Annotated in this window: 9 protein-coding genes and 1 pseudogene; 5 read left to right on the top strand and 5 right to left on the bottom strand. The window is 72.3% G+C overall.

Annotation, left to right across the window (positions count from 1 at the left end; genetic code table 11):
• Together K4G64_RS35055 and K4G64_RS35050 are read right to left on the bottom strand one after the other, a co-directional pair.
• A partial coding sequence (locus K4G64_RS35055; RefSeq protein ID WP_260461408.1) for an ABC transporter permease occupies positions 1–2,073 on the bottom strand: 2,073 nt, incomplete at its 3' end.
• On the bottom strand, positions 2,073–2,549 hold the full coding sequence (locus tag K4G64_RS35050; RefSeq protein WP_221759936.1) for a hypothetical protein: 477 nt from the start codon (positions 2,547–2,549) through the stop codon (positions 2,073–2,075). The genes K4G64_RS35055 and K4G64_RS35050, both read right to left, overlap by 1 nt.
• Before the next feature lie 145 nt (positions 2,550–2,694).
• Between K4G64_RS35050 and K4G64_RS35045 the strand changes: the two genes are divergently transcribed.
• The 3 genes from K4G64_RS35045 to K4G64_RS35035 are packed head-to-tail and all read left to right on the top strand — an operon-like array spanning position 2,695 to position 5,601.
• Positions 2,695–3,258: a hypothetical protein gene (locus K4G64_RS35045; RefSeq protein ID WP_221759935.1), complete on the top strand. Its 564-nt coding sequence runs from the start codon at positions 2,695–2,697 to the stop codon at positions 3,256–3,258.
• Positions 3,233–4,522 carry an ABC transporter substrate-binding protein gene (locus K4G64_RS35040; RefSeq protein ID WP_221759934.1) on the top strand — a complete coding sequence of 430 codons (1,290 nt, stop codon included), beginning with the start codon at positions 3,233–3,235 and terminating at the stop codon, positions 4,520–4,522. Before K4G64_RS35045 ends, K4G64_RS35040 begins: the two co-directional genes overlap by 26 nt.
• 38 nt (positions 4,523–4,560) lie before the next feature.
• On the top strand, positions 4,561–5,601 hold the full coding sequence (locus K4G64_RS35035; RefSeq protein WP_260461407.1) for a YafY family protein: 1,041 nt from the start codon (positions 4,561–4,563) through the stop codon (positions 5,599–5,601).
• 43 nt (positions 5,602–5,644) lie between these two features.
• On the opposite strand, the pseudogene ctaD reads toward K4G64_RS35035, so the two are convergent.
• Positions 5,645–7,171 (bottom strand): annotated as a pseudogene (gene ctaD, locus K4G64_RS35030) (cytochrome c oxidase subunit I); the annotation flags it as partial.
• Positions 7,172–7,599: 428 nt separating this feature from the next.
• Here ctaD and K4G64_RS35025 point away from each other — a divergent pair.
• Positions 7,600–7,815, top strand: a complete 216-nt coding sequence (locus tag K4G64_RS35025) for a proteinase inhibitor I78 (protein ID WP_221759932.1) — start codon at positions 7,600–7,602, stop codon at positions 7,813–7,815.
• A gap of 75 nt (positions 7,816–7,890) precedes the next feature.
• Here K4G64_RS35025 and K4G64_RS35020 read toward each other — a convergent pair whose 3' ends face one another.
• Both K4G64_RS35020 and K4G64_RS35015 read right to left on the bottom strand, forming a co-directional pair.
• Complete coding sequence (locus tag K4G64_RS35020) at positions 7,891–8,886, bottom strand: phosphatase PAP2 family protein (RefSeq protein WP_221759931.1); 996 nt, start codon at positions 8,884–8,886, stop codon at positions 7,891–7,893.
• Between the two features lie 227 nt (positions 8,887–9,113).
• Positions 9,114–10,391 carry a glycosyltransferase family 39 protein gene (locus K4G64_RS35015; protein WP_221759930.1) on the bottom strand — a complete coding sequence of 426 codons (1,278 nt, stop codon included), beginning with the start codon at positions 10,389–10,391 and terminating at the stop codon, positions 9,114–9,116.
• Between the two features lie 263 nt (positions 10,392–10,654).
• Between K4G64_RS35015 and K4G64_RS35010 the strand changes: the two genes are divergently transcribed.
• A complete protein-coding gene (locus tag K4G64_RS35010; protein ID WP_221759929.1) occupies positions 10,655–12,256 on the top strand; it encodes an MFS transporter in 1,602 nt (533 codons plus the stop codon).
• Positions 12,257–12,367 lie beyond the last annotated feature (111 nt).

Genomic DNA, 12,367 nt, shown 5'->3' with positions numbered 1-12,367 from the left:
GTCGGGGGCGGTGGGCGACGGGGCGGTGTCGTCGCCCGGCAGGGGGGCGGCGGTCCCGCCCTTCGGGCCGCGTCGCGTACGGTCCGCGTCGCTGCGCAGGCCCGACCCGCTCACGCCGCCCTGGAGTTCGCGACGGCTCCCTGCCTCTGCTCCCTCGGCCCCGCGCGTCACGCTCGTCGCCCCGCTCGGCACCGGTGCCCTCCGGGCCGCCTCCGGCTCCGCCGGGCGCAGCCTCCCACGGACCCGGGCTCCCACCGCCGTCAGGGCAGGGGCACGCCGCGGCCGCAGGCGTTCCGTCGCCGTGCGCAGGGCCTCGTACGGACCGCCGGGGAAGCGGCCCACCAGGATCGCCAGGACGCCGATGAGGGCCGCGGCGAAACCGCCGCGGGTGCCCGCGTCCAGCCCGACCAGGAGCGCCGCCGCGGCTAGGGCGCCGAGCGGGCTGTCGGCGCCCAGCACCACCACCGCCGCGAACCACAGCAGGCCCCGCACCGGGTCGTAGGCGGCGGCGTCGAACGCGCGCAGGCCCATGCCGAGCATGCCGCCGCCCAGCGCGGCCAGCGCGGCGCCCGCGACGAAGGCCAGCAGCTTCAGGGAGGGCACGCCGACGCCCGCCGCCTGCGCGCCCCGCTCGTGATCCCGCATGGCGGCCAAGGCCCGGCCCGTGCGCCCCCGGCGCAGCGTGTGCGCCGCCAGCAGCGCGACCGCGAGCAGCAGCAGCTCCAGGAGGTAGTACGCCCGGTCCCCGTCGAAGCCCGCGGGGCGGCCCAGCGACAGGCCCGCGGTGGCGTACGGCTGGGCGAAGACGAAGCGGCTCACCCCCACCCCGACCGCGAACGTCGCCAGCGCCAGGGCCAGGCCCCGGCGGCCGATCGCCGGCCAGCCCGTCAGCAGGCCGAGCGGCGCCACCAGGACCACCGCCACCACGAGGGCCGCCAGTTCCGGCAGCGCGGGCAGCCACGGGAAACGGCCCGCCGCCAGCAGGGCCGTGAACAGGGCGCCCAGTCCCGCGTACGCCGCCTGCCCCAGCGAGATCTGGCCGCCGCGGCCGGTGACCACCACCAGGGACAACAGGATCACGGCCAGCGCCGGAACCTGGACCGAGGTGTGCAGATCCCGGCCGGCGAGCCCCAGCGGCAGCAGGAACAGCACGAGCACCACGATCCAGGCACCCGGTGGGGTCGCCGCGCGTGCCGTGGCCGTGCGAGGCAGCGCGTCCCGCTCCCCGACGCCCGGCAGAACCAGGGCCGCGACCAGCAGCGCGACGACGAACAGATTCGTGCCGGCCGCCTGGAGCAGCGGTTCGGCCCAGTCCGAGGGGTGCAGCCGCGTCAGCTGGCTCTGCGCCACCCCGATGCCCAGCGCCACCACCACCGCGACGGCCAGGCTCCGCATCCGGGCGGCCACCGCGACCGCGACGACCTCCATCACCAGCAGCGAGAGACCGTACGGGTCCAGCCGCACGTACGGCGCCAGCAGCACTCCCGTCAGACCGGCCGTGAACGAGCCGAACGCCCAGCCCGTGGCCGCGACCCGGTCCGCGTCGATGCCGCCCAGCTCCGCGAGCCGCCGGTCGTCGACCACGGCCCGCAGCTCCCGCCCGAACCGCGTCCGGCGGACCACCGCCGCGACCCCGGCGGCCAGCACCAGCACCACCGCCAGCTGCCCCCACGGCTCGTCCGGCACCAGCACGGGCGCGTCGTCCCGCGCCCCCTGCCCCCACACCAGCGCCGCCCCGCCCACCAGCAGCACGAACACCCCGATGGACGCCACCAGCGTCTGCGCCGGATCACCGCCCAGGACCGCCAGGGGCCGGAACACGAACCGTTCCAGGACCACACCCAGCCCCGGCGCCAGCACCAGCAGCGTCACCGCCGCCCCGAGCCACAGCGGCCAGCCCCACTCGACCACGCACTGCCGCAAGCCGTACGCGCACACCATCGCGATCGCGCCGTGCGCGAAGTTCAGCACGCCCGTCGCGCGGTACGTCACGATCAGGCCGATCCCGGTCAGCGCCGCCGCACTGCCGACCGAGAGCCCGGCGAGGGTGAGGTCGTACGTCAGCGAGGACATCAGTCGGCTTCTTCGGCCGGTTCGCAGATCGGGCACGGGTCCAGCTCCCCGCTCGCCACCAGCTTGGAGTCCACCGGGACCGCCTCCGCCTTGCCCGCCACCAGCGGGCAGTCCGCGCGGTGCCACAGCGTGCCGCCCGGCACCATCAGCAGATCGCCGCTGACCGCGAGCGGCGCGAGCGCGGCCCGCCCGGTCTCCTCCGGCCCGGCCGGTGCGTCCTCCACCAGCAGGCCGTACAGCTCCTCCACGCGCCGGGCGGCGATCGACTCCCGGCCGCGGGCCAGCAGCACCGCCCCGGCGATGATCAGCGCGGCGCCGGGGATCGTGCAGGAGGCCAGGTAGGGCAGCTGCCGTTCGGCGTAACGCTCGCCGGAGATCCCGTACCAGCCGACGACGCACAGCACCGCGCCTGCGGCCAGGGCCGCCCAGCCGGCCCACAGGACGGGATGCACGGTCCGCAGTCGGCTGGTCCGCATCGCTGGCTCCCACACGTCGGAATCGGCTGTGCGTGCGTCGGGCTGCCTGTTCAAGTCCGCCGATCGCTTGCACTATGCCCTGTGGAAGCTGACCCTGAAAGCACCGGGCGCACATGGCCCGGACCGACACCCGGTGGTGAGCCAGATGGTTCTCGGCAGCGACCTCAAGCGGGGGAACGCGATGGGGGGTCCACGCACCGCGGGACGGGGCACGGCGATCGCGGCCGCCCTGGTCCTGGCCCTCGCGCCGGTCCTCGCGGCGTGCAGTGACGACAGCGGCGGCGGCAGCACGAGCACGCCCCCCACACCGACCGCGGAGCAGACCACGAGCGCTCCGGCCAGCGCACCGGCGGACCGGGCCGCGGCGGAGGCGGAGATCAAGCAGAACTGGGAGAAGTTCTTCGATCCGCAGACCTCGACCGAGGAGAAGCAGGCCATCCTGCAGAACGGCGACCGGATGGGGCCGGTCCTCGAGGCCTTCAGCGGTGACGAGCGCGGCGGACAGGTCCAGGCGAAGGTCACCAAGGTGGAGTTCACCTCGGCGACCGAGGCGGACGTGACGTACACGCTCACCCTGAAGGGCGCCACCGTTCTGCCGAACGCCTCCGGGACAGCCGTCGAAGAGGAGGGCACCTGGAAGGTGTCCGTCAAGGCGCTGTGCTCGCTGGTGCAGATGAGCGGCAATGCGTCGCCGGTCCCCGGTTGCTGAAATCCTCGCCGCGGTGCTGTTGCTCTCCCTGAGCGCGGCCTGCGGCAGCCGGCTCCCGGAGAGCGACTTCCGGCACGACGACCGGAGCACCCCGCCGCCCCGCGACTCCGCGCCCCTGCGGGTCGGCATCATCACCAGCGCCACCAGCCCGGTCGGCGGCAACGCCTTCACCGGGCCGCGCGACGGCGCCCGGGCCTTCTTCGACCGGCTCAACGCGCGCGGCGGCATCGACGGGCGCCGGGTCGAGGTGCGCACCTGCGACGACGGCGGCAGCGGCGTCGGCAACAACGAATGCGTGCACAAGCTCGTCGAGGAGGACGAAGTCGTCGCCCTGGTCGCCACGACCGCCCTCGACTACGCGGGCGCCTCCCGCGTCTCCCGCGCGGGCGTCCCCGACATCGGCGGCCAGCCCATCGGCACCGCCTACGACACCTACCCGCACCTCTACGGCATCTACGGCAGCCTCGCGCCCCGCGACGGCACCCCCGGCTGGGACGGCACGCTGTACGGCGGCACCGAGGTCTACCGTTACTTCAAACGCGAGCACGGCGCCCGCACCGCCGCCGTCGTCTCCTACAACCAGTCCGCCTCGGCCGCCTACGCCCGGCTCGTCGAGCGCGGCCTGCGCGCCGAGGGCTACAAGGTCGTCACCGAGCAGGTCGACTTCGCCCTGCCCAACTTCCGCGCCGTCGCCGCCGACCTCAAGGAGCAGGGCGCCGACCTGGTGTTCGACGCCATCGACGGGCACGGCAACGCCCGGCTCTGCCAGGCGATGGATGAAGCCGGCGCCCAGGTCACCGCCAAGGTGACCAACGTGCAGAACTGGACGTCCACCGTCGCCGACGACTACAAGGACGCCCCGCGCTGCCGCAACGCCCTGTGGGCGACCGGCGCCAGCCGCAACTTCGAGGACACCGGCAACCCGGCCGTACGGGAGTTCCGCGAGGCGACGAAGGACCTCGAGACGCACTCCCAATGGCAGCTGGAGGGGTGGGCGGCCGCCCGGTGGTTCACCGACGCGGCGACGTCCTGCGCGGCCACGGGCATCACGCGCCGTTGCGTCGACGCGCACATGAACCGCAGCCAGGACTACACCGCCGGAGGACTGCTGCTCCCCGTCCGCTTCGACCGCCTCCCCGAGCCGCCGAAGACGATCCGGACCTGCCTGTCGGTGGCCCGCTGGCAGGACGGCGAGGGCTGGGTGGGGCAGGGGGACATGAACCGCACCTGCTTCACCGTCCCGCAACTGGCCTACGCGCCTTGAGGACAGTGGCTGTCCGCAAGGCCTGGCAGACTCGCCCCATGTTGGAGACCTCGGCCCGCCTGCTGCGTCTGCTGTCCCTGCTCCAGGCCCACCGCGAGTGGTCCGGCGCCGACCTGGCCGGTCGGCTCGGCGTCAGCGCCCGCACCCTGCGCCGGGACGTCGACCGGCTGCGCGAACTCGGCTACCCGGTCAACGCCAGCCCCGGCACCGGCGGCGGCTACCAGCTCGGCGCCGGAGCCGAACTGCCGCCGCTGCTCCTGGACGACGACGAGGCCGTCGCCGTGGCGGTCGGACTGCGCACCGCCGCCGGACAGGGCATCGACGGCATCGGCGAGACCTCGGTACGCGCCCTCGCCAAGCTGGAGCAGGTGCTGCCGAACCGGCTGCGCCGCCGCGTGGGCGCCCTGAACGCCGTCACCGTGCCGATGCTGCGCAGCACGCTGCCCTCCTCGGTCGACCCGGCCGTGCTCACCGAACTCGCCCACCTGTGCCGGGACGCCGAACGCCTGCGCTTCGAATACATCGGCCACGACGGCACCGTCACCCGCCGCAGCGTCGAACCGCACCGCCTGGTGTGCACCGAACGCCGCTGGTACCTGGTCGCCTGGGACCTCGACCGCGACGACTGGCGCACGTTCCGCGTGGACCGCGTCACGCCCAAGCCCCCACACGGCCCGCGCTTCGTGCCGCGCGACCCGCCGGCCGAGGACCTGGCCGCCTACGTCTCCCAGGGCGTCTCCACGCGCGCGTACGCCACCCATGCCCTCGTGCGGCTCCTGGCGCCCCTGGAGGAGGCCGCCCAGCACATCTCGCCGTCCGCCGGGGTGCTGGAGGCGGAGAGCGGGGACACCTGCCTGCTGCGCTGCGGCGCCGGCAGCCTCGATGTGATGGTCATCCACGTGATGATGCTGGGCTTCGAGTTCGAGGTGCTGGAGCCGGTCGAGCTGGTCGAGGCGATCAGGAGGACTCGGGACCGGCTTGATGGCGCTCTGGCTCGGGCTGCGCAGTCACCGCCGCGTACTGCGGATGGTGCAGGTCGAACGCCGGGGACTCGGAGCGGATCCGGGGCAGCGTCGTGAAGTTGTGCCGCGGCGGCGGGCACGAGGTCGCCCACTCCAGGGAACGGCCGTAGCCCCAGGGGTCGTCGACCTCGACCTTCGCGCCGTACTTGGCGGTCTTCCACACGTTGTAGAGGAACGGCAGCGTCGAGATGCCGAGCAGGAACGCGCCGATCGTCGACACGGTGTTGAGCGCGGTGAACCCGTCCGCGGCGAGGTAGTCCGCGTACCGGCGCGGCATGCCCTCGGCGCCCAGCCAGTGCTGCACCAGGAACGTGGTGTGGAAGCCGACGAACAGCGCCCAGAACTGGATCTTGCCGAGCCGTTCGTCGAGCATCTTCCCGGTGAACTTCGGCCACCAGAAGGAGAGGCCGCCGAAGATCGCGAAGACGACCGTGCCGAAGACGACGTAGTGGAAGTGCGCGACCACGAAGTACGAGTCCGTCACATGGAAGTCCATCGGCGGCGACGCCAGGATCACCCCGGTCAGCCCGCCGAACAGGAACGTCACCAGGAAGCCCGTCGCCCACAGCATCGGCGTCTCGAAGGACAGCGAGCCCTTGAGCATGGTGCCGGCCCAGTTGAAGAACTTCACACCCGTCGGCACCGCGATCAGGAAGCTCATGAAGGAGAAGAACGGCAGCAGCACCGCGCCCGTGGCGAACATGTGGTGCGCCCACACGACCATCGACAGGCCGGTGATCGCCATGGTCGCGCCGACCAGCGTCAGATAGCCGAACAACGGCTTGCGGCTGAAGACCGGGATGATCTCCGTGATGATGCCGAAGAACGGCAGCGCGATGATGTACACCTCGGGATGGCCGAAGAACCAGAACAGGTGCTGCCACAGGATCGCCCCGCCGTTGGCCGCGTCGAAGACCTGCGCGCCGAACCGCCGGTCCGCCTCCAGCACCAGCAGCGCCGCCGCGAGCACGGGGAACGCCATCAGGATCATGATCGACGTGAACAGCGTGTTCCAGACGAAGATCGGCATCCGGAACATCGTCATGCCGGGGGCGCGCATCCCGATGATGGTGGTGATGAAGTTGACCGCGCCGAGGATCGTGCCGAAGCCCGCCAGCGCCAGCCCCATGATCCACAGATCGGCCCCGAGACCCGGCGTGCGCTCCGCGCTGTTGAGCGGGGCGTAGGCGGTCCAGCCGAAGTCCGCCGGACCGGAGGGCACCAGCAGCGAGCCGAGCACGATCAGCCCGCCGAACAGGAACAGCCAGTACGAGAGCATGTTGAGCCGCGGGAAGGCGACGTCGGGCGCGCCGATCTGCAACGGCATCAGCTCGTTCGCGAAGCCCGCGAAGCTCGGTGTCGCGAACAGCAGCAGCATGATCGTGCCGTGCATCGTGAACGCCTGGTTGAACTGCTCGTTGTCGATGATCTGCAGGCCCGGACGGGCGAGCTCGGCGCGCATCAGCAGCGCCATCGCCCCGGCGATCAGGAAGAACACGAACGACGTGACCAGGTAGAGATGGCCGATCTTCTTGTGGTCCGTCGTCGTCAGCCAGTCGACCACCACCCGTCCGTGCCGCGTGCGCGGTTCGGACGGCGCCGAGGCCTGTACGGTCTGCGTCCCCATCGCTCGCTCGCCCCTTCGCTCATCGCGTGCCGGGCCCGTCGCAGCCCGCGCCTCACATGCCCGCGAGCTCACGCCATGATGCTCGCGTCACCGCGCGCTCCGACAGGGGGCGTACCGGCCTCTCGGTGCCGAAGCCATGCATTTCCTCTACCGCGCCCACGCCGCCGGGCCGGTGCGGCACCGGAAAGGAAGCAAGCCTCACCGGCACTTCTCCCGGCACTTTCCGCCGGGCTTTTCCATGAGCTCATGTGACACGCGGGAATTACGATCGAATGCCTGCGGAAGGCGTACGGAACCCCTCTTCCGGGTGACGGGTGACGCCCGAAACTCCTGTCGTGATCTTGTGACAGAAGCGTGACCGGAGGCGGACAGTGACCGGCCGGGGCCCCGGACTTCCGCGCTCGCCGGACAGGACATAGCGTGGCGGCATGGCACCGACTCCGACACCTCCCGCGGAACCCGACGACAGCCCGGACACCTATGTCGGCCTGGAGGCCGGCCGGGCCGAACGCCTCGCGCGTGAGCGCGGCTGGCCGACGGTGCGCGCGCTGCCGTCCGGGGCGATCATCACGATGGAGTACCGCGTGGGCCGGCTGAACTTCGAGGTCAAGGGCGGCCGGGTGGCGCGGGCCTGGAAGGGCTGAGACCCGGCGAAGGCCCCGGTTCCGCTCCGGAACCGGGGCCTTCGCCATGCCGGACGGGTGCGCGCCGTGCCGTGGTCAGCCGCCCGTCACGGGGCGGGCGGACGGGGTCGAGCCGCGCGGGTGGCGCTCCGGGTGCGCCGGGCGACGGCTGCCGGCCGGGGTGATCGGTGTGCGTTCCGAACGGGCCGTGTGCGGGCCCGGCGCCAGGTAGACCGGGGCCCGGGGCGAGCGGGCCGCGACGTCGTCACGGTCGGCCGGCACGGGCGTGACCAGCACGGGCGGTGCGCCGGCAGGGGCGGCCGGGGTGCGGCGCCTGCGGGCCCGCAGACGGTCGCGGAAGTCGAAGATGGCGTCCTCGGCACGGGCGATCAGCGGCTCGAACCACGGCAGACCGAGCATGATCAGCAGACCCGCGGTCCAGCCGAGGAGCACATCGCTCAGCCAGTGCGTACCGAGGTAGACGGTGGCCATCCCGACGCCGAGCGAAGTCACCGCGGAGACGGCGGACAGCCAGCGCTGCGCTCTCGCGCTGGACGCCAGGTAGGCCAGGATTCCCCAGGTCACCACGGCGTTCGCGGTGTGACCGCTCGGAAATATATCGCCGCCGAGCCACATCTCGCTCGAGCCGATCGTGGTCGCGTAGTGCGGTCCCAGGCGCCCCATGCCGTACTTGGCGGCGCCGACCGTGATGTTCAGCAGCAGCAGTGAGACGCCGAGCGCGAGCAGCGGCCGCAGGGTGTGCTGCCGCCAGGAGCGCCAGCCCAGCCAGGCCGCGACCATCACGGCGGTCGGGCCGCGCTGGCCGAGGACCACGTAGTAGTCGACGAACCAGTGGATCTCCGACCACTGCTGGTACGGGCGGAAGAACATGACCTGCCAGTCGAGCCGGACCAGCCAGGACGTGATCACCACGGCCCACACGATCGCGCCGTAGAAGGCCAGGGTCGCCGCGAAGAGCACGATGCGGTGCCTGCTCATCTTCGGCACATCGATGTGGGCCGGTCGTTCCGGCTCACGGTCCAGCCGGGCGAACACCCGGTCCAGACGGGTGAGCTTCGGTTCGGTACGCACCCAATCGACGTTACAGCGAGTGAGCTCAGATCCCAGGCGAATCAACGGCTTTGTGATGACGATGTGATGTGGGATTCCTCTCAGGAGGAGGTTTATTTCCAGCGAATCTGCAATCTTCGGCCGCTGCGACCTTCAATTCCTTTGATCATTCCGGATGGGGGTTTTATTGCGCTTTTGAATTCGTTCACCGGGGCATGGTGCGGAATTCCCCTCGCGCTCACAGCGGGTCAGGGCGGACCCGAGCCGTTCAGCCAGAACGCCCCGTACACCGCAGAAGCCACCGCCACGCCCCCGAGCACCGCCACTGACCTGCGGATACGCGCTGCGGCCAAGGCCCGCGCGAGAGGCAGGAGCAGAGGGAAGGCGGGCAGCAGAAGGCGCGGCTTCGAGCCGAAGTAGCTCGACGCGCACAGGGCGAGCGCGGTCACGACGCCCGTGTAGACCAGCAGCGGCAGCGGTTGGCGCTGACGTACTCCGGTCACATACAGCCAGACGACTGACGCGACCCCGATGATCAGCCCCACGCCGGCCAGGGCCGCCGGGAACGACGTGAACTTGTCGGCGACGAACCGGGCGAAGGCCCAGCCGCCGTCGAAGCCGTTGCGCCATCCGGCCTGGACGTCCAGATAACCCAGCGGGCCCTTGCCGGTGTGGTGCCCGACCCAGAGCACGTAGCCCGCGGTGCCGAGCGGGGCCAGGACCATACCGAGGAGCCGCCGGAACCGGGTCCCGGGGTCGGCCGGGGCTGCCGGGGTGCCTGGGCCGGCCGGGGTGTCCGGGACCGCCGGGACTTCCTGGCCGGCCGGGGTGTCCGGGGCATCGGGGGCGTCCTGCGGGTCCCGGGCACCCGCGCCGGCCGCAGGCCTCTCCCGTGCGAAGGAGGCCAGCGCCGCCACCCACACCGCGGCCACCACGGCCAGTCCCACCGGACGGGTCAGCCCCGCGAACAGGGCCAGCGTGCCCGCCGTCACCCAGCGGCCGGTCAGCACCGCGTACAGCGACCACGCCGCGAGCGCCGTAAACAGGGACTCGCTGTACGCCATCGACTGCACGATCCCAACCGGCAGGACGGCCCACAGCAGGACCGCGCACACCCCGGCCCGGCGGCCGTACACACGGTCCGCCACCGCGAAGATCCCCCAGGCCGCGGCGAGCGAGGAGACCAGGCTCACCAGGAACCCGCCGTCCGCGTACGACAGCGGCGACACCGCCGCCACCAGCCGCTCCAGCCAGGGCAGCAGCGGGAAGAACGCCAGGTTCGAGTGCACGTCCCCGTTCGCCAGCCGCACCTCGTAGCCGTAACCGAGCTCGGCGACCCTGGTGTACCAGAGCGCGTCCCAGCGGGCGGTCAGCAGCGTGTACGCGCTCTTGTCCCGCGCCCCGCTCCACAGGAACAGGACGAGCAGGCCCAGGGCGCGGACGGCCGCGTACCCGGCCAGCGCCGGAGCCGCCCGGCGCAGCGCCCCGGCGCGGGTCGGAGCCGCGCGCGTCTCAAGATCGGTCACGCGCCCGATTATCGACCCGGGCCGGAACCATCCGGCCGGCCGGGGCGTGGACGAGGTGGGAGGAAGTGGCGTACACCACATCCTTCCGCCGGAGGTGTGAGAGGTCCGCCACTGGTCTCCGTCGAGGACTCGCGTACTCTGACGTGTCACTCGCTTTTCGTTTGCGCGGGCCGGGGACGACCGCTCCTCTCCGGCCGAGTCGCGGGGGCGTCCCCCACCCCGTGAGCCCGCCGATCGCGAGGGAACATCTGGGAGGTACGTACATGTCCGGGACGACCACGGCCGCCGCTGCGCTGCGCCGTCGGGCGGCCGGGGCCGGTGCCAACCGCTGGGTGGTTCTCGTCGTCCTCTGCGTCAGCCTGCTGCTGGTCGCCGTCGACGCCACCGTGCTGCACGTGGCGGTCCCCGCCGTCACGGAGGACCTCAGGCCCGGCGGGATCGAGCTGCTCTGGATCGTCGACGTCTACCCACTGGTCTGCGCCTCGCTGCTGATCCTGTTCGGCACGCTGGGCGACCGCATCGGCCGCCGAAGAGTCCTGCTCCTCGGGTACGCGCTGTTCGGCGTCGCCTCCGGCCTCGCGGCCCTGGCCGACAGCGCCCAGGTGCTGATCGTGGCGCGGGCGCTGCTCGGCGTGGGCGGCGCGATGATCATGCCCGCGACCCTGTCGATCCTGCGGCAGGTCTTCCCGGACCGGCGCGAGCGGGCGCTCGCGATCGGCATCTGGAGTGCCGTGGCCGCGGTCGGCGCGGCGATCGGACCGCTGCTCGGCGGCTTCCTGCTGGAGCACTTCTGGTGGGGCTCGGTGTTCCTCGTCAACATTCCGTTGATGCTGGTCAGCCTTCCGGTGGGACGGCTGCTGCTGCCCGAGTCGAAGGGTGACGGCAAGGGCCCCTGGGACGTGATCGGCGCGCTGATGGCGGCGGCCGGGCTGTTCGGTGTCGTGCTGGGCGTGAAGCGGCTCGGCAGCGGGGAGTCGCTGGGCAGCCTGCTCACCGTGCCGTCGCTGGTGGTGGGCGCGGCGCTGCTGGTCGCCTTCGTACGGCGGCAGCGGCGGCGGACGTATCCCCTGGTGGACCTCAAGATGTTCGCGCGGCCGGCGTTCAGCACGTCCGTCGGGTGCATCGTGCTGGCGATGCTCGCGCTGGTGGGACTGGAGCTGATCGCGGCGCAGTATCTGCAGCTGGTGCTCGGTCTTTCGCCGCTGGAGACCGGGCTGCGACTGCTGCCGCTGACGTTCGCGGCGATGGCGGCCGGGCTGGCCGGGGCGCGGATGCTGCGGCGGTTCGGGCCGCGGCGGATGGTGTGCGCCGGGTTCTGCCTGACGGCGTTCGCGGTGGTGCTGCTGACGGCACTGGGCCGGACCGACGACTGTGCCCTGATGGTGAGCGGGTTCGTGCTGCTCGGCTTCGGGCTGGAGACGACGCTCTTCGGGGCGTACGAGTCGATGCTGAGCGAGGCGCCGCCGGAGCAGGCCGGTGGGGCGGCGGCGATCGGGGAGACGTCGTACCAGCTGGGGGCGGGCATCGGGATCGCGCTGCTCGGCACGGTGATGAACGCGGCGTACGCGCCCGGGCTGTCCGGGGTGCCCGGGGTTCCGGCGTCGGCGTCCTCCTCGGCGGGGCATTCGCTGGGGGAGGCGTACGAGGTCGCCGCGCAGCTGGGCGGTTCCGCCGGGGCCGCGCTGCGGCATGCCGCCCGGGACGCGTTCGTGCACGGGCTGCATGTGACGTTGCTGGTGAGTGCGGGGTTGTTGCTGCTCGGCGGGGTGATGGCGTTGCGGTTGCCGCGGGTCATGCAGTGCGAGCCGGGACCGGTGGAGCTCCCTTCCCCCAGGGACGCGGCGGAGTCCCGCGTCTCGGTCTGACGCCCCTTCCTTCGCCCACCCACGCGCCACCCGCGACTGCCGAACGAGAGGCTGAGGTCGCCTGTGGGGGCACCGCGCCGTCGGCGGCTTGCGGTGGGAGGGCTGCAGGGG

It is taken from the genome of Streptomyces sp. WAC04114 (genome assembly GCF_019733245.1).
In the GTDB taxonomy this organism is placed as follows: Bacteria; Actinomycetota; Actinomycetes; order Streptomycetales; family Streptomycetaceae; genus Streptomyces; species Streptomyces massasporeus_A.
Note: the sequence above shows the minus strand (reverse complement) of the source record. Positions and strands in the feature narration are given on the sequence as shown.

Excerpts from the sequence above, each read along its gene's own strand:
- K4G64_RS35050 (WP_221759936.1), bottom strand. The coding sequence starts at position 2,549 with ATGCGGACCAGCCGACTGCGGACCGTGCATCCCGTCCTGTGGGCCGGC.
- K4G64_RS35045 (WP_221759935.1), top strand. The coding sequence starts at position 2,695 with ATGGTTCTCGGCAGCGACCTCAAGCGGGGGAACGCGATGGGGGGTCCA.
- K4G64_RS35040 (WP_221759934.1), top strand. The coding sequence starts at position 3,233 with ATGCGTCGCCGGTCCCCGGTTGCTGAAATCCTCGCCGCGGTGCTGTTG.
- K4G64_RS35035 (WP_260461407.1), top strand. The coding sequence starts at position 4,561 with ATGTTGGAGACCTCGGCCCGCCTGCTGCGTCTGCTGTCCCTGCTCCAG.
- K4G64_RS35025 (WP_221759932.1), top strand. The coding sequence starts at position 7,600 with ATGGCACCGACTCCGACACCTCCCGCGGAACCCGACGACAGCCCGGAC.
- K4G64_RS35010 (WP_221759929.1), top strand. The coding sequence starts at position 10,655 with ATGTCCGGGACGACCACGGCCGCCGCTGCGCTGCGCCGTCGGGCGGCC.